Source organism: Serratia sp. BNK-4 (genome assembly GCF_048685115.1).
In the GTDB taxonomy this organism is placed as follows: Bacteria; Pseudomonadota; Gammaproteobacteria; order Enterobacterales; family Enterobacteriaceae; genus Serratia; species Serratia bockelmannii.
This window is the reverse complement of the sequence record NZ_JBLQTM010000001.1, coordinates 1,147,028-1,170,082: the sequence shown is the minus strand read 5'-3', so window position 1 is coordinate 1,170,082 and position 23,055 is coordinate 1,147,028. Positions and strand designations below refer to the sequence as shown.

Below are 23,055 nucleotides of genomic sequence, written 5' to 3'. Positions count from 1 at the left end.
TTGAGAATAACGTAAGTGATGAAAATTGAAAGGTAAAATGCGGATTTTTGTCGGCGCCGGCAGGATAACCGGCGCCGGGAAGATTAGCGCCAGCGTTCGGCTGCCCAGGCGGCCTGTTGCTCGGCGTCGTGGAAGGTCCAGGCGACGAAGCGGCTGATCTTCTGCCCTTGCGCCATCTCGATGGTGCGTACCTCGGCCGCCCCCGCCACTTTCAGCGCATGGTAGATGGCCGGCAGCGTGGTGTTTTTCGAGATGAGCGAAGTGAACCACAGGCAGTTGTTGGCCTTGCTGACGCTCTCTTCCACCATCTTGCGCACAAAGGCTTCTTCGCCGCCTTCGCACCACAGCTCGTTGTTCTTGCCGCCGAAGTTTTGCACCGGCTTGTCGGCCACTTCCCCTTTGCCCAATTTATGCAGCTTGCGGCGGGTGCTGGCGCGCGCTTCCTGCTCGGACGCGTGGAACGGCGGGTTGCACAGGGTGGCGTCGAATTTCTCGGCCGCGCCGATGATGCCGCTAAAAATCAGCTCAGGCTGTTTTTGCAGCCGCAGACGCACGCTATTGCGCAGTGTCGGGTTCATCTCGACGATCATCTTGGCCGCGTTGAGCGACACCGGATCGATTTCAGACCCGGTGAAACGCCAGCCGTATTCGCGCAGGCCGACGATCGGGTAGATGCAGTTGGCGCCGACGCCGACGTCGAGGATCGCCACGCCCTTGCCGCGCGGGATCTCGCCGCCGTTGCTGGTCGCCAGCAGATCCGCCAGGTGGTGCAGATAGTCGGCGCGGCCGGGGATCGGCGGGCACAGGTAGTCCGCCGGAATATCCCAGTGTTCGATGCCGTAAAAGTGTTGCAGCAACGCACGGTTGAGCATTTTCACCGCCGCCGGATCGGCGAAATCCACCGAGACATCGCCCCAGGCGTTCGGTTTCACGAACGGCGCCAGCGCAGGGCAGCTGGCGATCAGCGCCGGGAAGTCGTAGCGCGAACGATGACGGTTGCGCGGATGCAGGCCGCTTTTCTGCTGCGGGAAGGTTTTCTTTTTTTCCACCGTGACGGGCTCTCTTGAAGGGATTTCCGGCGCGTAAGATAACACATCCGGCCCGCAATGGCGCAGCGGCGGGAAACCCGGCACAATGAAAGCTTCATCGATTGCCGCAGGGTCCCCCATGAACCGTGAATCTCGTTATTATTATGAACCCGCCGCCGGCCACGGCCTGCCGCACGATCCGCTGAACGCCATCGTCGGCCCGCGCCCCATCGGCTGGATCTCTTCCCGCAGCGCCGCCGGCTTGCGTAATCTGGCGCCCTACAGCTTTTTCAACTGCTTCAACTACCGCCCACCGATCATCGGTTTCGCCAGCACCGGCTGGAAAGACAGCGTGGCGAATATCGTGGAAACCGGCGAGTTCGTTTGGAACCTGGCGACGCGCCCGTTGGCGGAAGCGATGAACAACAGTTCCATCACCCTGCCGCGCGGTGAGGACGAATTCGCCTTCGCCGGCGTCACGCCGCTGCCCGGGCGCCGGGTCAAAGCCGAGCGCGTGGCCGAAAGCCCGGTGAACTTCGAATGCCGGCTGACCCAATGCATCCAACTGCAAACCGCCGCCGGGGAACAGGTGGAGACCTGGCTGGTGTTGGGCGAGGTGGTGGCGGTGCATCTCGATCCGGCGCTGCTGGATGAACACGGCGTCTACCAGACCGCCGCCGCCGAACCTATCCTGCGCGCCGGCGGCCCGACCGCCTACTACGGCATTTCCGAACAGCACCGTTTCGATCTGACGCGCCCGTCACGCTGATCGTTTCCCCCGTTTATGCAGAAGATAAACGGGGCAATTAACGATCAAAAATTCTGAATAAAACTATCAACACTCTCCGATTTCATCCCGCCTGTCACTGCGCAATAATCTTCCCATCGAAAGGCAAACCCTTTCTCCCTAATTCACTTTGACAGGAATGACGAACATGAAAACCATCAAAACTTTTGCTGCTGCTATTGCTCTGGCCACCGTTTCTTTCACCACTTTTGCCGCTGAACACGTCAGCGCCCAGGATGCCGCCCAATTCGAAAAAGCCGGCGTGATCGTCGCCAGCGGCGCAACCGACCTGAGCAGCCTGACCTCTCAGCTGGCCGCCAAAGCCGATGCCGTAGGCGCCAAGGCTTTCACCATCACCTCTACCAGCGGCAATAACCTGATGCACGCCACCGCGGTTATCTACAAATAATCGCCGCCCCAGACGTCAAAAAGCCCGCCGGATATCATCCCGGCGGGCTTTTTTTATGTTCGCGTACGTCAGCGCTGAATGGGTACGACAGCAATTTTCCTATCGTCCGCTTTGTCAGCAACCCACGCGTCAACGACCCGGAAAATACCGTCGCCAACAGGCAGAAACCCTTTATTTAATGGGGTTTGCAGGCAGTTAAGCACACATTTTTTTACCACCCCATTGCTGGACTAACGGGAGAGGATGATTATCATGTTACGCAGACTACAGATGCAGAGAGCGTTGTATGCAACATATCATTGAAGGTTTCCTCAGTTTCCAGAAAGAGATTTTCCCGCAGCGTAAGGAACTCTTTCGCAGCCTGGCCTCCAGCCAAAATCCTAAAGCGCTTTTCATCTCCTGTTCTGACAGCCGTCTGGTGCCCGAGCTGGTGACGCAGCAAGAACCTGGGCAGCTTTTCGTTATCCGTAACGCCGGTAACATCGTCCCTTCCTTTGGCCCGGAGCCGGGTGGGGTTTCTGCGACTATTGAATACGCGGTGGTGGCGCTGGGCGTGACTGATATCGTGATTTGTGGCCACTCGAACTGTGGCGCCATGAAGGCTATCGCATCCTGTCAGTGCCTCGATCCCATGCCTGCCGTTGCCCACTGGCTGCACTACGCGGATGCGGCCAAAGCGGTGGTCGAGAAGAAAACCTGGAATAGCGAAACAGACAAAGTGAACGCTATGGTGGAAGAGAACGTTATTGCTCAGCTAAATAATATCAAAACCCACCCTTCTGTGGCGGTGGGTCTGCGCAACAGTGGGCTGCGCCTACACGGCTGGGTATACGACATCGAAAGCGGCGAAATTCGCACGCTGGATAGAAACACCAAGAGCTTCGTGTCTCTGGCCGATAATCCCGACGTCTATTTCGAATAAAATAACGCCCGGTTTTTATCATTAAATAAAATCCACGCCGCGGCGTGGATTTTATTGTCAGCCTTAAGGCAAGCGCGCCTCTATCGCCGCAGCGAAGTCGCGGCACATCCGCTCGTCACCCTCGGCGTTGTCCGCCAATACCGTCTCGCCATCCACCACCCGGATGTGCGCCTGCAAATCGAAATCTGCCGGCGGCTGCGGGCGCTTGGCCGCGGCGGCCATCGTCTGCTGCGCCTCATGCCACGCCTGTGCCACCGTCTGGTTGCAGGCCTGCGCCAGATAGTCAGGATTAAACCCTTCGCCGGTCAGGCTGCGCAGCGTGTCGTCATGGCTGACGCTGTTGCCCGGCAACCAGTAGTGTTGCGCCAGATCCGGGCCAATGGCCGGGTTGTCCGTCAGGTAACCGTCGCGCTGCAGGAAGAAGTGACGGGTTTGCTCTACCGCCATCATCGCCAGCAGATAGCCCTGGTAGGAACAGGCGGATTCTAGCGACAGCAGGTGCGGGATCGCCAACGTCGGGCGCGGGCTGCCGCTGATGCCGAGGATCTTTTGCTCGACCTCGCGCGCCAGCGCGGTAATGGCTTCCGGCGTGCGCTGCTCGTCATCCCACTGGTACAGCGCCCACTCGAAGTACGGCACCAGCAGGATGTGGCGTTCGTTGAACGCACGCATCGGCTGGCGCGCCGCGATGCCGGCCTCGATCAGCGCATCAGGCACCGCTTCGCCGGCGGCGTTTTTCGCATAGCGTTTCAGCCAGTCGGCGTCGTCCAGCAGGCTGTCGCAGAACATCGACTGGGTTTCGGCATAGGCCATCGAGGTCGGTGGGAACTCCTGCGAGAAGCACGGCGCATTCTGGCGAATGTTGGCGAAGTGCGCCGCGTGGCCGCCCTCGTGGAACAGGGTGTTGAGCCCGTAAGCGCCGCTGCCCACCTGCCCCGGCTGCGCCAGGCTGGTGAAGTTGATGCGCGCCGGCACCCATTCCCCCTGGCGCACAAACGGCGGCACCGGGCCGTGCATAAAGCCGTTCTCATACTTGCCTTTGCGCACCAGCAGATCGAGGTTCATCTCGGCGCCGCCAAAGCCGATGTGCAGGCGTTTGAAGCTGTCGACCCAGCGTTCCAGCGAACGAGAAAACGGGAAGTAAGGATCCAGTTGACGGGTGACGTCGCCGGCGCTGGCGAAGCGTACGTTCCACGGCTCCAGCGCCTGGCCGCCCTTGTCGGCCGCCAGCTGTTGCAGGCTGCGCGCGTTGGCCTCGCGGGTTTCCCGCTCGAAACGATCCAGAATGGCGAACAGCTGCTCCGGCGTCATGCGCTCGGTTTTGTTCACCTTGTAGTCGAAATAGTTGCGATAGCCCATCTGGCGCGCAAAGCGGTTGCGCAGGCCAATCAGCTCCGGCAGGCCGTTATGCAGCAGCCATTGCTCCAGGTCGCGCAGCGCCTGCTGCGAGCTGCGGCGGTAGTCTTCGTTCGGGTTGGTCGCCTGGTTGGTCAGCAGCTCGCCGAGCGAGGCCGCCACCCGCTGGCCGTCGGCGTTCAGGTGCGTGACCTGATAGCCCTTGCGGCGCGAGTAGAGATCGGATTCGGCATGGATGATCTGATCCAACAGCGCCTGCGCCTGCGGATCTTCAATGGCGTTACAGTCGAAGAAACGCAGCCAACCTTGCAGACCGAGGATCAGCGCATCGCGCTGCGCCTCCTGCGGCAGCGCTTCCAATCCGGCCAGCAGATTGCGGATCTCGGCCAGCCGGCGCGGTTCGGCGATAAAGCGCTTATAGGCGCTTTCCGCGGCGGAAAAGCGCGCCGACACGCCTTCATCGCCGGTGCCCATGTAGTTTTGCCAGAACAGCTCTTCTTTGGCGCGGTGAACGTCGAGGTAATCCTGGTTCAATTGATTGAAGTAATCGAGAGCCTGTTGCATAACCGTCCTTCTCAGCCGATGAGGAAATATCCCAGTATAGTCGCGCTTAGGCCTGACGCAGGCGCTGCAGCCCCTGCTCAAGCGTCTCGCTCTCGCCGGCGGCCACTAGGCAACAGGCGACCTGCCGCTGGATGGCCTGCGGGATCGCCACCTCGCCCGCCAGGCAGCGCTCGGTCCAGCGTGCGGTGGTTTCCGCGTCTTTCGCCGCCGGCAATGCCGGCGTTTCATCCTGCAAGGTGCGCTCCAGCAATACGTGCTGTTCGCCGCCGACGATATGGTGAATCTGCGGGCAGCGCTGCGGGTTGGCGTAGGCTTCGCCTTCGGTGCCGTGCATCAACAGCCCGCGGGCGCCGATCTGGCGGAAAAACGACGCCACCCGGCCAACATACTCCGGGTGAGAGACGCTGGCGAGGCGCAGCGCATCCTGTTCGCCGAACGGCGTCGCCAGCTTGGCCAGCGTATGGGCGCTGTTGCGCACCCCCATGCGCCAACGCAGCCCAAGCTGCTGCGCCAACGGCGCCGACAGCGCGGAAACCGGCATGAATACCGCCTCGCCGTTATCGAGGCGCTGCTGGGCATGAGCGGCCTGTTCCGACCACGGCAGCCCCAGGGCACGGAAAATCTCGGCGCTGGTCACACGGGTGCTGTCGTCCAGGATGCCGTGCACCACCACCGGCAGGCCCACTTTCGCGAGCAGCAGCGCCAGCAGCGGCGTCAGGTTGGCCTGCTTGCGCGCGCCGTTGTAGCTCGGCAGCACCACCGGCAGTGGCCGCCCCTGCGGCGCCTGCAGCGGCAAGACCTGCTGCTGCATCGCCTGATAGAAGCCCAGCATCTCCTCTTCGGCTTCGCCCTTGATGCGCAGCGCGATCAGAATGCCGCCCAGCTCCAGCTCGGGGACCTCCCCGGCCAGCATCGCCTGATACAGCTCAAAGGCGGTCTGCCGGTCCAGGTCGCGCGCATGATTTTTGCCGCGGCCTATTTCTTTGATAATTTTGGTGTAATCCATCCGAAGGTTCCCTCAGCTCACTCTTCGGTTAGCATACCCTATCCGCGCCGCCGCTCAACCTCCGCCGCCAGTCGCCGCTGCGCGTCATCGCCCTCGCGCAGCCCGGCGATCACCCCGCCGGCATCGTCGGCGCTGCGGTTTTGGCTCATTTTCCATTTGCCTTCGCGCCGGGTGACGGCAATCTCGATACCGACGATGCCTTTAAGCTGTGCGGCGATATAGTTGGCCGGCGCGTCGTCGAGCCGCCAGGGCGCCGGGCGGCGCCCTTCCTGTTGTGCCGTCAGGTCGATCAGCTGGCGGCGCAGCCAGACCGGATCGTCCGTCACCGTCGGCACGCCATACAGCTGCACCATGCTGTAATTCCAGGTCGGCACCACTTTGCCGGTCTGGCGCTTGCTCGGGTACCAGCCGGGGGACACATAGCCCTCCACGCCCTGAAAAATCACCAGGCATTCCGCCGCGTGCTGCAGCCGTCGCCAGTGCGCGTTGGCGCGCGACAGGTGCGCCCGCAGCCGGATCTGCCCCTGTTCGACATCGGCCAGAAACGGCAGCGGATCGGCCGTTAATCCCTGCTCGCCGTGGCTGACCAATAGCCCCAACGGGTGGGCGCGCACCAGCGCCAGTTGGGCATCCAGATTGTCTTCGCGAAATGTGGCGGGTTGAAACATCAGTGTGGCTCCTTATCGCTCTCTCATGATGACAACAGTAAAGCACCCGCCGGCGGCCTACTTAAGATCCGCTTTCTGAGTATTTCGAGTGATCCGGTTTAACAACAGCAGGGCGATGCCCATCGCCAACAGATTAAATACCATGGCGCCGGCAAAGGCCTGGGCATAGCGCTCCGCTGCGCCGCCGCTCGCCAACAGCGGCACAAAAGCGACGCCGCTGACCACGATGCCCAGCGCGCCCCCCACCTGCTGCACGGTGGCAACCAGACCCGCCGCCATGCCCGCCTGCCGCTCCGGCGCCAAACCCAGCACCAGATTCAGCAGCGGCGTCATGCTCAGCGCCTGACCGAATCCCAGCACCACTAACCCCGGCAGCAGCCGCAGAGGGTGCGCCAGCGCCTCACCCCACAGCGCCTGCGCCATCAATAGCGCCAACCCGGCGGCGTAAATCGCCACGCCCACGCTCAGTACGCCATTGCCCCAACGCAGCGCCAGCCGGGGCGCCAGCATCGACGCCAGCATAAAGGCCGCGCTGGCCGGGGCGAACAGGCTGCCCGCCTGAAAAGGCGTCAGCCCCGCCCCCGCCTGCAGCAGCAGTGCGAAACACAAGAAAAACGAGGAGGCGGTGGCATAAATCGCCAGCACCACCGCCATGCCCGGCGCGAAGCCCGCCTGACGGAACAGCGCCGGATCGAGCACCGCATCATCACCGCGCTGCGCCAGACGGCGCTCCCAACGCAGAAAGCCCCACAGCGTCAGCATCGCTAACGCCAACATCGGCGCTATCCACCACGGCCAGCCGCGCGCCGGCCCCTCCAGCAACGGCAGCAACAACAGCGACAGGCCGGTCGCCGCCAGCCACAGGCCAACGCCGTCCAGCCGCTGCGCCTGCGCCACGCGCGATTCGGGAATGCGCCGCGCCGCCCACAGCGCCAGTGCGCCGATCGGCAAATTGATCAAAAAGATCATGCGCCAGCCGCTGCCGAACAGGTTAGCCTCGATGATAAATCCGCCGAGGATCTGGCCGAAGATCGCCGCCAATCCCAGCGTCATGCCCAGCCAAGCGAAGGCGCGCCGCCGCTGTTGCGGCGCGTACAGGACCCGCATCAAGGCGTAAATTTGCGGGAACAACAGCGCCGCCGTCGCCCCCTGCAGAATACGCGCGGCGATCAGCAGGCCGAGCGATCCCGCCAGCCCGCACAACAGGGAGCTCAGCGTGAATCCCAGCATGCCGAGGCTGAACAAGCGCCGACGCCCGAAGCGATCGCCCAGACGCCCACCGGCGATCAACAGCACCCCAAACGCCAACTCATAACCGGCGACGATCAAACCGATCCCGGCGAAATCGGCGGCGAACTGCCGCTGGATCACCGGCGCCGCCACGTTGACCACGAACAGATCGAACACCGTGACGAACCCGCCCAACAGCAGCACCGGCAGGCCGGGCAGCCCTCGCCGCTCACGAGATAATGAATGTTCCATACCACCTCCAGAGATTATGATGGCCGCAGTATGGAACAAGGTTTAAACTGTTACTATATAGCCATTTATACTATTACTGACAGCAACAGGACGGCCGACATGCCCCCACGCACCCTCGAACGCACCCGCCACGAACTGGGGGATTTTCTGCGGCAAAAGCGAGAACAACTGTCACCAGAGTCAGTCGGCTTGCCAAGCGGCAGCCGCCGCCGCACGCCGGGATTGCGGCGCGAGGAGGTGGCGGCGCTGGCCGGCGTCGGCCTCACCTGGTACACCTGGCTGGAGCAAGGCAGGGAAATCAATGCGTCGGTGACGTTTTTGGAAAATCTGGCGCGGGTGCTGCAGCTCGACGCCGCCGGCCGCTACCACCTGTTCTTATTGGCGCATCAGCGCCCGCCGGTGCCGGTTGGGCATCAGTGGTGCCAGGTTTCGCCGTTGGTGCGGCGCCTGCTGGACGATTTGACGCTGCGGCCGGCCTACGTCATGAACCTGAGTTGGGACATCATCGCCTGGAATCCGGCGGCGCAGCGGCTGTTCGCCATCGGCGATCGCCCGGCGCAAGAGCGCAACATGTTGTGGATGCTGTTTGCCGATCCGCAGCTCAATGCGCGCCTGCTGGAGTGGCGGGCGCAGGCGCCGCAAATCCTGGCCAGCTTCCGCCGCGACTACGCCCGCGCGCCGGAGGATGAGGTGATGCGCCAACGGGTACAGGCGCTGGAGCAGGTATCGCCGCAATTCCGCCAGCTCTGGCGGCAGCATGACATTCACGGACGTTGCCAGGGGCGGCGCAGCTTCATCGTCCCGGCAATCGGCCCGGTCACCTTTGACCACGCCTCTTTCATCGTCGACGAAGAGAACCACCTGCGGCTGGTGATGTACAGCGCGCTGCAGGACGAACCGGCCAGCGCGGCGTTTGAAGCGCTGCTGCGCGAGGGTTAGCGGCGGCTGTCGAAAATGAGTTTGCAGGCCAGCCCGGCGAATACGCCGCTCAGCAGGTAGTTCGGCCAGCGGGCGCTGAAGCGGCGGCCGGCGAAGCGGCTTTTCATGCCGCTGACCGCCAGGATCACCCCGCCGTTAATCAGCAATCCCACCAGATTCAGCACCGTCGCCAGCGCCAGCATCTGTACCACCACCGAGCCGGCACGCGGATCGATAAACTGCGGGAACAGCGCCAGCACGAACAGCGCCATTTTCGGGTTGAGGATGTTGGTGAACAGTCCCTGCCGGAAAATTCGCGCCGTCGGCACGGCCTGCAACCCGGCAGAAGCCTGCAGACTGCTGCCGGATCGCAGCGTTTTCCACGCCAGGTAGAGCAGATAGGCGGCGCCCAACATTCTCACCGCGTCGTAAGCCAGCGGCACCGCGACGAACAGTTGCGACAACCCCAGCGCCGCCGCCAGCGCGTGGCAGTATGTGCCGAGCTGAATGCCCGCCAGCGAAGCGAAACCGGCGCGCCGCCCCTGGCTGACGCTGCGCGAAGCGATCAGCAGCATATCCGGGCCGGGGGTCAGCGCCAGCGCCACACAGGCACCGGAAAACAACAACAACGTTGCGGCATCAATCATGAATCACCTGATAAGAAGACGGACGGGGATGGAGCGTCCATCATAGCGACGCCGACGTGGCTTGTCAGCGCCGCTCACCTCAGATCACCCACAAATCGAGATACTCGTTGACCGGCATCTGCGCCAGCCGCTGGCGGTCCAGCGACACCTCGAGAATGCGCTGCTGCTGCAGGGCTGGGAACTGGCGCGCCAGGTTGGTTTTGAACTTCTCGATCAGCAGGGGGATGCCCTCTTCGCGCCGCCGCGCATGGCCGATAGGATACTCCACCGCCACCTCATCCAGACGGCTGCCGTCGGCGAACTCCACCGTCAGCGCATTGGCGATCGAGCGCTTTTCCGGATCGTGATAATCACGCGTGAAAGCGGGATCTTCATGGCAGTGGATCTTACTACGCAATGCGTCGATACGCGGATCTTCGGCCACCCGGTCTTCGTAATCCGCCGCCGTCAGCCGGCCGAACAGCAACGGGATCGCCACCATATACTGAATGCAGTGATCGCGATCCGCCGGGTTATCCAGCGGCCCCTGCTTGTCGATAATGCGCAGGCAAGCCTCGTGGGTGCGGATGCTCACCCTGGCGATGTCGGCGGCGGTTTTGCCGGCGGCCTGCATCTGGCGGTGCAGCGTCATGGCCGCCTCCACGGCGGTCTGGGCATGGAACTCCGCCGGGAACGAAATTTTAAACAGCACGTTCTCCATCACATACGCGCCGTACGGCCGCTGGAAGCGGAAAGGTTTGCCGTTGAACGAGACGTCGTAGAATCCCCAGGTCGGCGCCGTCAGCGCCGAGGGGTAGCCCATTTCGCCGGTGGCGGCCATCAGCGCCAGCCGCACCGCGCGGGCGGTCGCATCCCCCGCAGCCCAGGATTTGCGGGTGCCGGCGTTCGGCGCGTGGCGATAGGTACGCAGCGACTGCCCGTCCACCCACGCCAGCGACACCGCGTTCAGGATCGCCTCGCGGCTCAGACCGAGCAGCTGCGCCACCACCGCGGTGGACGCCACCTTCACCAGCAGCACGTGATCCAACCCTACCCGGTTGAAGGCGTTTTCCAGCGCCAGGCAGCCCTGGATCTCATGCGCCTTGATCATGGCGATCAGCACCTGCCGCATGGTCAGCGGCGCCTTGCCCGCCGCCACCGCCTGGCGCGATAGCCAGTCGGCCACCGCCAGGATCCCGCCCAGGTTATCCGACGGATGGCCCCACTCCGCCGCCAGCCAGGTGTCGTTGAAATCGAGCCAGCGGATCATGGCGCCGATATTGAACGCCGCCTGCACCGGATCCAGTTGGAAACGGGTGCCGGGCACCCGGCTGCCGTTCAGCACCTCGGCGCCCGGCACCACCGGCCCCATCAGTTTCTTGCAGGCCGGGTAGCTCAGCGCCTCCAGCCCGCAGCCGAGGGTATCGAGCAGGCAATAGTGAGCGGTGCGGTATGCCGCCGGGGTATCGACGGCCTCTTTCATCACATAATCGACGATATCGACCATTTCGCGATCGAACGGCGGACGGCGGGTATTGGCAGACTCAAGCATCATGATTCCCAAAGGCTCCAGAGTGAAAACGACACGATAACGACCGGCGCTCAGCGCTGATCCAGCGGTACGAACGCCCGCGCTTCCGGCCCGGTATAGTTGGCGGACGGGCGAATGATTTTGTTGTCCTGCCGTTGCTCGATGATGTGCGCCGACCAGCCGCTGACGCGCGCCATGACAAACAGCGGCGTGAACATTTCGGTGGGCACCCCCAGCTGGTGGTAAGACACCGCCGAGAACCAGTCGAGGTTGGGGAACATGTTTTTGGTGTCGTGCATCACGCTTTCCAGCCGATCGGCGATGTCATACAGCTTCATCGCGCCCGCTTCCTGCGACAGGCGCAGCGCGATCTCTTTGATCACCTGATGGCGCGGATCGGAGACGGTGTACACCGGGTGCCCGAAGCCAATCACCACCTCTTTGTTGTCGATGCGGCGGCGAATGTCGGCTTCCGCTTCGTCCGGCGTTTCATAGCGTTGCTGGATCTCCAGCGACACCTCGTTGGCGCCGCCGTGCTTCGGCCCGCGCAGCGCGCCAATGGCGCCAACGATCGCCGAATAGACGTCGGATCCGGTGCCGGCGATCACCCGGCCGGCGAAGGTCGAGGCGTTGAATTCATGCTCGGCGTACAGGATCAATGACGCGTGCATCGCCTGCTCCCAGCTGGCAGAAGGCGCCTCGCCGTGCAGCAGGTGCAGAAAGTGGCCGCCGATGGAATCGTCGTCGGTCTCCGGCTGAATGCGCTCGCCGTTGTGGCTGTAGTGATACCAGTAGAGCAGCATCGATCCCAACGACGCCAGCAGCCGATCGGCAATGTCGCGCGCGCCGGCCGCGCCGTGCTGCTCTTTTTCCGGCAGCGTGCAGCCAAGGGCCGAAACGCCGGTGCGCATCACGTCCATCGGGTGAGACGCCGCCGGCAGCGCCTCCAGCACCGTGCGCACGCTGGCGGGCAGGCCGCGCAGCGCCTTGAGACGGTGTTTATAGGCCTGCAGCTCGTCGCGGTTGGGCAACTTGCCGTGGATCAGCAGATGGGCGACCTCTTCAAACTCGCAGTGGCGCGCGAGATCGAGGATATCGTAACCGCGGTAGTGCAGATCGTTGCCGCTGCGCCCTACGGAACACAGCGCGGTATTTCCGGCGGGCACGCCGGATAACGCCACGGATTTTTTCGGCTTAACGCCAGTCGGGCTTTGCGGGGGGATCGCTTGGCTCATACTGTCCTCATTTGGCTTCTGCGTGAATGGCGCCTATTCGTCGCGCTGGCGAGCAAACAGGGCGTCGAGTTTCTCTTCGAACAAATAGTAGTTGATGCTTTCGTACAGCTCGTTGCGGGTCTGCATGGTGTCGATGACGCTTTTCTGCGTGCCCTCCTCGCGCAGGGCGCGGTACACCCGCTCCGCCGCCCGGTTCATCGCCCGAAAGGCCGACAGCGGATACAGCGCCATATCCACCCGAGCGCTGCGCAGCTCGTCGGTGGTGAACAGCGGCGTCGCGCCGAATTCGGTGATGTTGGCGAGGATCGGCACCTGCGTCGCTTCGGCGAAACGGCGGTACATGCCCAGTTCGGTGATCGCTTCCGGGAACAGCATGTCGGCCCCGGCCGCCACGTAAGCTTGAGCGCGCTCGATGGCCGCCTCCAGCCCCTCCACCGCCAGCGCGTCAGTGCGCGCCATGATCACGAAGTCCGGATCGCTGCGCGCATCTACCGCCGCCTTGATGCGATCCACCATCTCTTCGGTGGAGACGATGGCCTTATTGGGCCGATGGCCGCAGCGCTTGGCGCCGACCTGATCTTCGATATGCAGCGCCGCCGCCCCGGCCTTGCTCACCGAGCGCACCGTGCGGGCAACGTTAAACGCCGATGCGCCGAAACCGCTGTCGACATCCACCAGCAGCGGCAGCGGGCAGACGTCGGTGATGCGGCTAATATCGGTCAACACATCGTCCAGCGTCGAAATGCCCAGGTCCGGCAGCCCCAGCGAACCCGCCGCCACGCCGCCGCCGGAAAGATAGATGGCCTGGAACCCGGCCCGCTGGGCCAGCAGCGCATGGTTGGCGTTGATCGCGCCGGCGATTTGCAGGGGTTTCTCTTTATTCAGGGCCTGACGAAAGGCGAGCCCGGGTGAGCGCAGCGTCATGACGTTCTCTCCGATTAGCTAGATGGAACAGACAGAGCAAGAGGCGGGCCAGGTTGTGCTTCGGTGAGAAGAAAAATTAAAAGCGATAAAAATAAAGGTGTTACAAAACCTGCTATGCCAATCGCCAGGCTAAGGGATAAAAAAACGTTTCAGTTAACGTTTCAATCATTGTTTCACGTAGCGCATTTGAAACAGAGTTGAAACCGGGCTACACCTATACCTAAATAATTGGAGCTGCATCAAGGCGGCAAGTCTGTAAGTCCCCAGGAACATAGACAACTATGTGACTGGGGCGCACAGGCGCAGCCAACAAAGAGGCGGCTTCAAGTATGACGGGTATAATGCAGCCACTTCCATTCGGTAACCCACCATGAGCGATCACATCACGCCATCCCGCGCGCCGGACAAACCGGTGATCTGGACTGTCTCCATCACCCGCCTGTTCGATCTGTTCCGGGACATCAGCCTCGAGTTCGACCATCTGGCGACCATCACCCCGATCCGTCTCGGCTTCGAGGAGGCGGTGCAGCACATCCGCGCACGCCTGGCTACCGAGCCTTGCGACGCCATCATCGCCGCCGGCTCCAACGGCGCCTACCTGAAAAGCCGTCTGTCGGTGCCGGTCATTTTGGTCAAGCCCGGCGGCTTCGACCTGCTGCAGGCGCTGAGCAAGGCGCGCAGAACCGCCGATCGGATCGGTGTCATCACCTATAAAACGCCCCTGCCCGCGCTGATGGAGTTCCAGCAAACCTTCGATCTGCCGCTGGAGCAGCGCAGTTACGTCACCGAAGAGGACGCGCGCGGCCAGATCGCCGAGCTGAAAGCCGCCGGTATTCAGGCGGTGGTCGGCGCCGGCCTCATCAGCGATCTGGCGGAAGAGGCCGGGCTCACCGCCATTTTTCTCTATTCCGCCGCCACCCTGCGCGCCGCCTTCAGCGATGCGCTGGACGTAACGCGCCTGATGCTGAGCGGCGGCAAACGCGGCGGCGATTACGCCGCACGCGATACCCTGCAGCCACGCTATGGGCTGGGCGATTTGCAGGGCAATTCCCCGCAGATGGAACAGACCCGGCGCACCATCATGCTGTACGCCCGCTCGCCGGCAGCGGTGTTGATTGAAGGCGAAACCGGCACCGGCAAAGAGCTGGCGGCGCAGGCGATCCACCGCGAATACTTTTCCCGGCGCGGCGCGCCGTCCAGGGGCGCGACGCCGCCGTTCGTCGCCATCAACTGCGGCGCCATCGCCGAATCACTGCTGGAGGCGGAGCTGTTCGGCTATGAGGAAGGCGCCTTCACCGGTTCACGGCGCGGCGGCCGACGCGGGCTGCTGGAAACCGCCAACGGCGGCACCCTGTTTCTGGATGAGATCGGCGAAATGCCGCTGCACCTGCAAACGCGACTGCTGCGCGCGCTGGAAGAGAAAACTATCACCCGGGTGGGCGGGCAACAGCCGGTAACGGTCGACTTTCGCGTCATCAGCGCCACCCACACCCGCCTGGAGCAGGCGATTCAACGGGGCGGTTTTCGCGCCGATCTGTTTTATCGCCTGAGCGCCCTGCGGCTGCAGCTGCCGCCATTGCGGGCGCGCGGCGACGATATTGCGATGCTGGCGGAACACTTTCTGAAACAGTCGCTGGCGGCGCTCGATGTGCCGCTGACGGAGCCGCTGCGCACCGCCCTGGCCGGCTGTTACGCCGCGCTAAGCCATTACGCCTGGCCCGGCAACCTGCGCGAACTGCGCAACATGATGGAACGGGTAGCGCTGATGCTGAGCACCGGCGCAGCGCCGAGCGGTGAAACGCTGCAGTGGCTGTTGCCGGAGCTGGCGGCGGTCACGCCGCCCGAGACGCAGGCGGCGCCCATCTCCGCCCACGAAGCCCTGGCGCGGTGCGGGGGCGACCACGCCGCCGCCGCCCGGTTGCTCGGGATCAGCCGCACCACCTTATGGCGCCGGCTGAAAAAACCGAACTGAGCATCAGCCGGCGCGCCGGCCGTCCGAGGCCGGCAGCAGTCGCGCTCGCCGATCGCCCAGCAGGTTCATGCCCGCCGCCGCCAGCAGGATGATCGCCGCGCCCAGCAGCTGCCACGCCGACAGGCGGTGGCCAAACGCCAGGCGATCCACCAACATGGCGGCGATCGGGTAGATAAACGACAGCGAGCCGATCAGGTTGGTGGGCAGCTTCTGCAGCGCACCGTACATCAACACGTACATCAGGCCGGTGTGCAGCACGCCGAGCGTCGCCAGCATCCCCCACTGCCCAACGCTAGCCGAAACATGGAAATCCACCAGCGGCAACAGCATCACCGCCCCTACCGTCACCTGGATCAGCGCAATGAGATGCGGCGGCGTGCCCTTCAGCCGCTTGGCCGCCAGCGCCATCAGGGCGTAGAAAAACGCCGCGCCGAGCGCCAGCGCGATGCCCGCCAGATAATGGCTCTGCTCCCCCGCCTGCCGCGGCTGCGCCAGCACCACCAGCATCATACCGCCGAACGCCAGCCCCAGCCACAGCAGCTTGCGGGCGGTCAGCCGTTCCCCCAAAAACAGCGCCCCCAGCCCTACCAGCATAAACGGCTGGGTGTTATACACCGCGGTGGCGATGGAAATAGAGGCATAGGAATAGGCGGCAAACAGCAGCAGCCAGTTGATCACCAGCGCGACGCCGCCGGCGATCGCCAGCAGCAGCGTGGCGCGCGTCAGCGCATCGCGTCGCAGCTGCCCCAGTACGCCGCACACCGCCAGCAGCACCAGCGCGCCTACCGCGCAGCGCCAAAACACCACGTTGATAACCGGCTGGCCGGACATCAACACAAACCAGCCGATAGAGCCGGAAATCAACATCGCCGCCGCCATCTCCAGCGATCCGCGTTTTATCTCTGCATTCATTCTGCATTCCTCGAAGCTTGCCCAGAGACATAGCTTGCGGCTTCGCGGGGCGGCTTTCCATAGCATAAAAAAGGCAGATATGCTTAACTGCCTTTTTCTCGCAGCTATAATAAAGAAAATACCTAACGGAGGCGTTATGGATGATATCGATCGCCAAATCCTGACCATTCTGGCGGAAGATGCGCGTGCATCGTTGAAGACGCTGAGCGCGCAGGTGGGGCTGTCGTCGCCGAGCACGTCGGAAAGACTGCGGCGGCTGGAGGAAAGCGGCGTGATCCAGGGTTATACCCTGAACGTCAATCTGCAGGCGGTAGGCTATGCCTTCGAGTCGCTGGTGCGCATCAAGCCGCTGCCGGGCATGCTGAAGAAGGTCGAGCAGCTGATTCAGGCGATCCCGGAAGTGGTCGAATGCGATAAGGTGACCGGCGAAGACTGCTTTATCGTGCGGCTGGTGGCGCACTCGATGGAACAGCTCGACCATACCCTCGATCGGCTGGCCGAGCATGCGCAGAGCAACACCTCGATCGTGAAAACCACGCCGGTCAAGCGCCGCCTGCCGCCGCTGCTCTGATCAACGCCGCCGTTTGCGGGCGAACGGGTTGCCGCGCTTCTTCTCTTTTTTGGCCGCGTCGGCGGCGGATTTCAGCGCCGCCAGATGCGCCTTGTCGGCCTCCGGCACCGCGCGCTGCTCAATCGGGAACACCGGCAGCGACGCCAACAGCCGCGAACCGTAGTTTTTGGTCAACAGCCGGCGATCGTAGATCACGATCTCGCCGTAGCATTGGTTACTGCGGATCAGTCGGCCGACCTGCTGGATCAGGTTGAACGAGGCGCTCGGCAGGCTCTGCACTTCGAACGGATAGCGCTTCAGTGATTTCAGCCACTCGCCTTCGGTGATGATCACCGGGCTGTCGATCGGCGGGAACGCGATTTTGTGAATATGCACCTGGGTCAGCAGTTCGCCTTTCAGATCCAGCCCTTCGGCGAACGATTGCAGCCCCACCAGCACGCTGGCGACGCCCCTCTCCACCCGCTTGCGGTGCTCTTCCACCAGCCGGTAGCGCGGCTGGTCGCCCTGCACCAGCAGCATCAGCCGCAGATCGGTCACGTAGCTGAGGAAAGTCTGCATCGCCCGGTGGCTGCTGAACAGGATCAGCATGCCTTTGTGCTTGCCGCTCGCCTGCTCGGCGCGGAAAAACCGCGCCATCTCCTCGAGGTGCTCCGCCTCGTTGGCGAGCGCCGGTTCATAGCGCATCTGCGGAATGACAATTTTGCCCTGTTCGACGTGATTGAACGGCGAAGAGAGCGTTTCGAAGCGATCGCCGGCCTTCTCGCTCAGCCCGCTCATCTCCTGCAAACGCGCGAAGCTGTTCAGTGAACGCAGCGTGGCCGAGGTGACCACCACGTGCGGCACCTTGCGCCACAGCAGCTTCTCCAGCTGGTCGCTGACGCGGATGCCGACGCAGTGCAAATACAGATGGGTAACGTTATCGCGCAGCTCGCGCGTGACCCATTTGGAGATCGGCGCGTTGGACGACTTGTCGAGCGCCGCCAGCCGCCACAGCTTGCTCATCGCCTCCAGATAGCCCAGCGTGCGGCTCATCTGAATGATCGCGCGATGCAGACGCACGATGTCGTGCTTGCCGGTCTGCTCGGTAAGATCGTTAAGCACGAACTCCGCCAGCCCGCGTAATGCATCGGTCATTTTAAACAGCCGTGCGCAGCTCTCCACCATCTCCGCGGGCAGCTCGCCCATTTCAAAACGGTGCTCGGCCGCCACGCTATCGCCGGGCAGGTAGGCGCTGACCTGATGCTCGAAGATCTGCACCAGCTCGCGCAGCTCCTCGCAATGGTTTTTCAGCCGTTCGCTGTTGGCCAGCCCCGGCGGATTCTTCGGCCGGTACTGCGTCATGCACTGCTCGACCTGGCGCACGATCATGTCCAACTGCAGGTTGGTCGACAGCGCGGTGATTTCCCCGTCGATCTCCAGCGCGTCGCGCGCCACCTCAGGCAAATGATGGCCTTCGTCCAGCACCAGCAGCAATTCTTTCGGGTTCGGCAGCACCGATTCCGTCTCCAGCGCCGCCATCACCAGCGCGTGGTTGGCCACCACCACGTCGGCGCTCTCGATCTCTTTGCGGGCAATATAGAACGGGCATTCGCGAATGTAGTGGCAGTTGCGCCCCAGGCAGTTGGCCTTGTCGGTGCTCAGCTTGGCCCACAGCGGATCGTCGATGCTCTGCTGATAGTGATCGCGCAGCCCGTCCCACTCGAAGCGAGCCAACACCTTGGTCAGTTTCTGGCACAGCGCCTGCTCTTCGCCGCTGGACGGCGCCAGTTCGTCGTCGAGGAACAGCGTCAGATCGCCCTGTTGACTGACGTCGGTGCTCATCGCCGCCAGGTTACGCGGGCAGACGTAACGCCCGCGGCCAAAGGCACCGGTAAATTTCAGATCGGGGATAATCTTCTTCAGCAGCGGCAAATCTTTGCTGTAGATCTGGTCCTGTAGCGCCACGTTGGCGGTGCTCACCACCAGCGGCTTGCTCTCCGCCCGCCCGACGGCGATGCCCGGGATCAGATAAGACAGCGTTTTACCGACGCCGGTCGGCGCCTCGATCGCCAGATGGCGCGGGTAGTCACCGGCCAACGTCTTCGCCACCTCGGCGATCATCTGACGCTGGGGCGCGCGGGAAATGAAATCCGGTATTTGCTGCTGCAGGGCTTTGTACCACTGGCCAATCTGATCTTTAACTGCGGAGGAGAGCGCCATTCAACTCTTATCTAAACGAAATGATGGCGCTATTGTCCCACAGACCGCCGGCGACGTCAGCCCGAGTTACGCCTGCGGCTCGATCATCGAGACGCGACCACCGCCGAACGACCACTCGTCCAACTGGGTGGTGGCGATCACCACCATCACATCCTCGGGGTTCAGCCGCAGCTTTTCCATCAGCAACGCCGCCAGCCGTCGGTAGAAACGCCGCTTGGTGTCGCTGTCGCGCGGCCGCCCGGCGGTGATGTAAAACAGCACGAAATCCGCGCTGCGCGGCCCGCCGAGATAGTCGCGATCGTAGATAAGCTCACCGGGGCGGTATTGATCGATCACCTGAAATTTGTCCGTCGGCGGCACCTCGAACGCCTCTACCAGCGCCTGATGCAGGCTGTCGGACAAGGTTTGCAGGTAGTCAGCGGATTTGCCCTGATGCAGGGCGATGCGGCTAAACGGCATGGGGCGCCTCCGGTTCCAGCTCGCGCAGGCGCGCCACGGCCGATGCCGCTGCAGGCCAGCCGGCGTAGAACGCCAGATGGGTGATGAGCTCGGCCAGTTGCTGACGCGCCACGCCGTTGCGCTGCGCCAGCTGCAGGTGAAACGGCAGCTGTTCCACGCGGTTGAGCGCCACCAGCGCGGCGACGGTGATCAGGCTGCGCTCGCGCGGGCTCAGCTCTGGCCGCTGCCAGACATCGTCAAACAATATGTTGTCGCTGAGCTGCGCCAGCTTGGGGGCAATATCGCCGAACGCCTGTTGCCCGGCCTGGGATTCTGATGGCATCACACTCTCCTGTCAGTTGCGGATAGCCTTACGCTACCCGCCGCCGCAGCGAGTGAAAATCGGGATTTTCGGCAGTCTCGATTCAGAAAAACGGGAGGGTTCCCCGCCGGGCAGCGGGGAGGTTTCACGATTCCAGTGGGGCAACGCCGTCGAAATGGGCGCTCAGCAGCGCATTCAGCTCCGGCCGCTGCTCCACCCGTTCGGCGATGGCGTACAGCCGCGGGCAGTGCTGCCGGAACCATGCGCGGCCCGGCCGCCAGTTGCACATCACCGCCACGTACAGATCCAACGCGCTGAAGCTCTTGCCGAGAAACCACGGGCCCGCTGCGCCGGCGGCGGCGTTCAGCTGCTGCAATAAACGCTCGCGATAATCCATCACCGCATTTTTCAGCTGCTCCGCCCCCGCCGCCTGCGGCTGCCAGCGCTGCGGATGGTCGGCATAGGTGAAGGTGGGGTAAATCTCCGCGTTAATGAACAGCAGCCAGCGCAGAAAACGCGGCAACAGCGGCGAGCCGCCGGGCGGCGCCAGTTCAGCATGCGGTGCGCGATCGTGCAGCAGCAGGATAATCGCCGCGCTCTCCGTCATCACTTCGTCATTGGGCAACACCAAGGTAGGCACCTGGCCCAGCGGGTTTAGCGCCAGCAGGCGATCGCGCTCCGGGCCGTCCTGCGTGTAGTCCACCTCCTCATAGCCCCAGGGGAACGCGGTCAACGCCAACGCGGCGGCCACGATCGTCGAACCGCAACCCTGCGTGCCGAACAAAGTATAAGTATCGTGCATGATTCCTCCCGCAGCGGAACAAGGTATCGATAACTGTAGACCAGCCGCCGACCGTCGGCTGAAGAAAAAATTCACCCTTTGCGCGACTTTTTTAATCGTTCGACATGAAAATGAATTTTTTGTCATAAATGGATCACATTACTACGGTAAAAATTCTCCGCCGCCAACAATCAGGCGGCACAGTGAAACAGCAATGCAACTGATGATAAGCGTCTTTCAATCGAATAAAGCAGGGTAACCCATGAAACGTAATCTTCTGGCCGTTATTATTCCGGCACTTTTACTTGCGCAAGCGGCACAGGCAGCAGAAATCTACAATAAAGACGGCAACAAGCTCGATTTTTACGGCCGTGTAAAAGCCCTGCATTATTTCTCCGATGATGCCGGCAACGACGGTGATAAAACTTACGTCCGCATCGGCTTTAAAGGCGCGACTCAGATTAACGATATGCTGACCGGCTACGGCCAGTGGGAATATCAGATCGCCGCCAACCATACTGAATCCGACGGCACTAAAGACACCAAAACGCGTCTGGGCTTCGCCGGTCTGAAATATAAGGATCTCGGCTCCTTTGACTACGGCCGCAACTACGGCATCATTTACGACGTCGGCGCCTGGACGGATATGATCCCTGAATTCGGCGACGATGCTTATATCAAGACCGACAACTTCATGAACGGCCGCACCAACGGCGTCGCCACCTACCGTAATAACAACTTCTTCGGTCTGGTTGACGGCCTGAAATTTGCCGTGCAGTACCAGGGCAAGAACGAAAACGACGGCCGCTCCGCCAGCAAGGCGAACGGCGACGGTTGGGGCCTCTCCTCCAGCTACGAAATCATCGACGGTCTGAGCGTGGGTGCCGCCTATGCCTCTTCCAACCGCACCGCCACGCAAAAAGCGGGCACCTTCGGTAAAGGCGACAAGGCCGATATCTGGGCCGGTGGTCTGAAATACGACAACAACAACGTCTACCTGGCCGCGACTTATTCGCAGAGCCGCAATATTGCGCCTATTTCCGGCACCGCCACCATCAATAACAATTCGACTTCCGTTAGCGGCTTCGCCAATAAAGCGGAAGGGATTGAATTGGTCGCGCAATATCAGTTCGACTTCGGTCTGCGCCCATCGCTGGGTTACGTTCAGCAGAAAGGCAAAGATATTGAAGGCATCGGCGATGTCGATCTGGTGAAATATTTCGACGTGGCGGCGACCTATTACTTCAACAAAAACATGTCCACTTATGTCGAATATAAAATCAACCAGCTCGATGACGACAACAAGCTGGGCCTGAAAAACGACGACGTCGTTGTTCTCGCCCTGACCTACCAGTTCTGATGTGATGAATGAATAACCACCACTGCAAACTTTAGCGTCACTTGATACCCAGAGTTTTATTTCGCCGGGCGGCTGCGTCCGGCTTTTTTGTTTTTATTTTCCCCGCCAACGAATCCCCCCGCTTGCCTTGCAAAACAAACGGGTCTACATGTATAGCTTTCCCCCGAGCGGAATCAGCCATGCACAACGACGGACGCTTCGACTTCCACAACGCCGTGCGCTACAGCAGCGACGAGCTGGCCAATATCCTCACCCACTGTTTTGAAAACTACATTGTACGCTTCGTGCTCGACGGGCCGGCCTTCGCCGCCCGCTTCGGCGCCGAAGACCTCAGCCTGAACGACAGCTTGATCGTCACCCATCGCCAGGAACCGGTGGCGGTGGCGCTGATCGCCCGTCGCGGCCGACACAGCCGGGTCGCGGCCTTTTCCATACGCCCCGAGATGCGCGGTCAGGGGCTGGGTAAGGCGCTGATGCAGCGGGTGGTGGCGGATGCCCGTCAGCGCGGCGACCATCGGCTGTCGCTGGAAGTGATCGAAGGCAACGAAGCCGCGCTGGCGCTGTACCATCGCGCCGGGCTGCGCATCGTGCGCACCCTGACCGGCCACCAGGCGCCGGCGGAAGTGCCGCCAGGCACGGCGGTGCTGCAGGCGGTCGATACGTTGACCGTCAGCCATTGCCTGACGGCGGAAGGCGCCACCGACCTGCCCTGGCTGATTGCCCCCGAATCGCTGTTCAAGCTGCCGGGCACACCGCGAGCCTATACGCTCAATCGTCAGGCCTACGCCGTGGTGATGCCCGGCGCCGAGCACTGCTGGCTGCGCCTGATCTACGTGCCCCCGCAGCACCGCGGTCAGGGGCATGCCCGCGCCTTGCTGGCCGCCCTGCAAGCGCAGTTCGCCCCTTTGCCGCTGACCGCCAACGTCTTTGTGCCCGAGGTGGCCGCCCCCTTCTTTACGCATCTTGGCTGGCGTCAGGAGCCCCTGCGCCAGTTCGAGATGGATATGCTGCTGGACAGCCCACAAGACTAAAACCGAGAGAGAG

At 62.5% G+C, this 23,055-nt stretch carries 22 protein-coding genes; 8 read left to right on the top strand and 14 right to left on the bottom strand.

Going from position 1 to position 23,055, the window contains the following annotated elements:
* Nucleotides 1–83 precede the first annotated feature (83 nt).
* Entirely contained in the window at nucleotides 84–1,049 is a 966-nt protein-coding gene (rlmF, locus tag ACMGGW_RS05695) for a 23S rRNA (adenine(1618)-N(6))-methyltransferase RlmF (RefSeq protein ID WP_167325058.1), read from the bottom strand.
* A gap of 118 nt (nucleotides 1,050–1,167) precedes the next feature.
* On the opposite strand from rlmF, the gene ACMGGW_RS05690 reads away from it, so the two are divergent.
* From ACMGGW_RS05690 to ACMGGW_RS05680, 3 genes are all read left to right on the top strand, one after another.
* A complete protein-coding gene (locus tag ACMGGW_RS05690) occupies nucleotides 1,168–1,797 on the top strand; it encodes a flavin reductase family protein (protein ID WP_043137081.1) in 630 nt (209 codons plus the stop codon).
* Nucleotides 1,798–1,963: 166 nt separating this feature from the next.
* Nucleotides 1,964–2,224 (top strand): multiple stress resistance protein BhsA, encoded by a 261-nt coding sequence (gene bhsA, locus ACMGGW_RS05685; RefSeq protein ID WP_025302077.1) that lies wholly within the window; start codon nucleotides 1,964–1,966, stop codon nucleotides 2,222–2,224.
* 286 nt (nucleotides 2,225–2,510) lie between these two features.
* Complete coding sequence (locus ACMGGW_RS05680) at nucleotides 2,511–3,146, top strand: carbonic anhydrase (protein WP_004939270.1); 636 nt, start codon at nucleotides 2,511–2,513, stop codon at nucleotides 3,144–3,146.
* A 63-nt stretch (nucleotides 3,147–3,209) separates the two neighbouring features.
* Here ACMGGW_RS05680 and ACMGGW_RS05675 read toward each other — a convergent pair whose 3' ends face one another.
* The 4 genes from ACMGGW_RS05675 to ACMGGW_RS05660 are packed head-to-tail and all read right to left on the bottom strand — an operon-like array spanning nucleotide 3,210 to nucleotide 8,222.
* Nucleotides 3,210–5,066: a M3 family metallopeptidase gene (locus ACMGGW_RS05675; RefSeq protein ID WP_197790568.1), complete on the bottom strand. Its 1,857-nt coding sequence runs from the start codon at nucleotides 5,064–5,066 to the stop codon at nucleotides 3,210–3,212.
* A 46-nt stretch (nucleotides 5,067–5,112) separates the two neighbouring features.
* On the bottom strand, nucleotides 5,113–6,072 hold the full coding sequence (gene ybiB / locus ACMGGW_RS05670) for a DNA-binding protein YbiB (protein ID WP_167324949.1): 960 nt from the start codon (nucleotides 6,070–6,072) through the stop codon (nucleotides 5,113–5,115).
* 38 nt (nucleotides 6,073–6,110) lie between these two features.
* A complete protein-coding gene (locus tag ACMGGW_RS05665; protein WP_197832347.1) occupies nucleotides 6,111–6,740 on the bottom strand; it encodes an FMN-binding negative transcriptional regulator in 630 nt (209 codons plus the stop codon).
* A 57-nt stretch (nucleotides 6,741–6,797) separates the two neighbouring features.
* Nucleotides 6,798–8,222 carry an MFS transporter gene (locus ACMGGW_RS05660; RefSeq protein WP_025302072.1) on the bottom strand — a complete coding sequence of 475 codons (1,425 nt, stop codon included), beginning with the start codon at nucleotides 8,220–8,222 and terminating at the stop codon, nucleotides 6,798–6,800.
* A 99-nt stretch (nucleotides 8,223–8,321) separates the two neighbouring features.
* Here ACMGGW_RS05660 and ACMGGW_RS05655 point away from each other — a divergent pair, with 99 nt between their 5' ends.
* Nucleotides 8,322–9,161, top strand: coding sequence for a helix-turn-helix transcriptional regulator (locus ACMGGW_RS05655; RefSeq protein ID WP_043137060.1), 840 nt, complete (start codon nucleotides 8,322–8,324; stop codon nucleotides 9,159–9,161).
* On the opposite strand, the gene ACMGGW_RS05650 is transcribed toward ACMGGW_RS05655, so the two are convergent.
* The 4 genes from ACMGGW_RS05650 to prpB all read right to left on the bottom strand — a co-directional run bounded on the left by ACMGGW_RS05650 (nucleotide 9,158) and on the right by prpB (nucleotide 13,456).
* Nucleotides 9,158–9,787: a LysE family translocator gene (locus tag ACMGGW_RS05650; RefSeq protein WP_025302070.1), complete on the bottom strand. Its 630-nt coding sequence runs from the start codon at nucleotides 9,785–9,787 to the stop codon at nucleotides 9,158–9,160. The genes ACMGGW_RS05655 and ACMGGW_RS05650 overlap by 4 nt on opposite strands.
* Nucleotides 9,788–9,866: 79 nt before the next feature.
* On the bottom strand, nucleotides 9,867–11,318 hold the full coding sequence (locus tag ACMGGW_RS05645) for a bifunctional 2-methylcitrate dehydratase/aconitate hydratase (protein ID WP_147823035.1): 1,452 nt from the start codon (nucleotides 11,316–11,318) through the stop codon (nucleotides 9,867–9,869).
* A 50-nt stretch (nucleotides 11,319–11,368) separates the two neighbouring features.
* Complete coding sequence (gene prpC / locus ACMGGW_RS05640; RefSeq protein WP_089180679.1) at nucleotides 11,369–12,532, bottom strand: bifunctional 2-methylcitrate synthase/citrate synthase; 1,164 nt, start codon at nucleotides 12,530–12,532, stop codon at nucleotides 11,369–11,371.
* 33 nt (nucleotides 12,533–12,565) lie between these two features.
* Complete coding sequence (prpB, locus tag ACMGGW_RS05635) at nucleotides 12,566–13,456, bottom strand: methylisocitrate lyase (protein WP_197832346.1); 891 nt, start codon at nucleotides 13,454–13,456, stop codon at nucleotides 12,566–12,568.
* Nucleotides 13,457–13,826: 370 nt separating this feature from the next.
* Here prpB and prpR point away from each other — a divergent pair, with 370 nt between their 5' ends.
* On the top strand, nucleotides 13,827–15,428 hold the full coding sequence (gene prpR, locus ACMGGW_RS05630; protein WP_197832345.1) for a propionate catabolism operon regulatory protein PrpR: 1,602 nt from the start codon (nucleotides 13,827–13,829) through the stop codon (nucleotides 15,426–15,428).
* A 3-nt stretch (nucleotides 15,429–15,431) separates the two neighbouring features.
* Here prpR and ACMGGW_RS05625 read toward each other — a convergent pair whose 3' ends face one another.
* Nucleotides 15,432–16,340: a DMT family transporter gene (locus ACMGGW_RS05625; RefSeq protein ID WP_025302065.1), complete on the bottom strand. Its 909-nt coding sequence runs from the start codon at nucleotides 16,338–16,340 to the stop codon at nucleotides 15,432–15,434.
* 136 nt (nucleotides 16,341–16,476) lie between these two features.
* On the opposite strand from ACMGGW_RS05625, the gene ACMGGW_RS05620 reads away from it, so the two are divergent.
* Nucleotides 16,477–16,911, top strand: a complete 435-nt coding sequence (locus ACMGGW_RS05620; RefSeq protein WP_025302064.1) for an Lrp/AsnC family transcriptional regulator — start codon at nucleotides 16,477–16,479, stop codon at nucleotides 16,909–16,911.
* Here the strand turns inward: ACMGGW_RS05620 and dinG are convergent, their stop codons facing one another.
* The 4 genes from dinG to ACMGGW_RS05600 all read right to left on the bottom strand — a co-directional run bounded on the left by dinG (nucleotide 16,912) and on the right by ACMGGW_RS05600 (nucleotide 20,672).
* Complete coding sequence (dinG, locus tag ACMGGW_RS05615) at nucleotides 16,912–19,110, bottom strand: ATP-dependent DNA helicase DinG (RefSeq protein WP_127146411.1); 2,199 nt, start codon at nucleotides 19,108–19,110, stop codon at nucleotides 16,912–16,914.
* A 66-nt stretch (nucleotides 19,111–19,176) separates the two neighbouring features.
* The gene (locus ACMGGW_RS05610) at nucleotides 19,177–19,569 is read right to left on the bottom strand and encodes a tautomerase family protein (protein WP_089195663.1); all 393 of its coding nucleotides are present in this window, start codon (nucleotides 19,567–19,569) and stop codon (nucleotides 19,177–19,179) included.
* Nucleotides 19,559–19,891: a carboxymuconolactone decarboxylase family protein gene (locus ACMGGW_RS05605; RefSeq protein ID WP_025302061.1), complete on the bottom strand. Its 333-nt coding sequence runs from the start codon at nucleotides 19,889–19,891 to the stop codon at nucleotides 19,559–19,561. Before ACMGGW_RS05605 ends, ACMGGW_RS05610 begins: the two co-directional genes overlap by 11 nt.
* A gap of 124 nt (nucleotides 19,892–20,015) precedes the next feature.
* A complete protein-coding gene (locus tag ACMGGW_RS05600) occupies nucleotides 20,016–20,672 on the bottom strand; it encodes a glutathione S-transferase family protein (RefSeq protein WP_025302060.1) in 657 nt (218 codons plus the stop codon).
* 241 nt (nucleotides 20,673–20,913) lie between these two features.
* On the opposite strand from ACMGGW_RS05600, the gene ompC reads away from it, so the two are divergent.
* Nucleotides 20,914–22,011, top strand: coding sequence for a porin OmpC (gene ompC / locus ACMGGW_RS05595; protein WP_025302059.1), 1,098 nt, complete (start codon nucleotides 20,914–20,916; stop codon nucleotides 22,009–22,011).
* Between the two features lie 179 nt (nucleotides 22,012–22,190).
* The gene (locus ACMGGW_RS05590; RefSeq protein WP_197790576.1) at nucleotides 22,191–23,042 is read left to right on the top strand and encodes a GNAT family N-acetyltransferase; all 852 of its coding nucleotides are present in this window, start codon (nucleotides 22,191–22,193) and stop codon (nucleotides 23,040–23,042) included.
* Nucleotides 23,043–23,055: the final 13 nt, after the last annotated feature.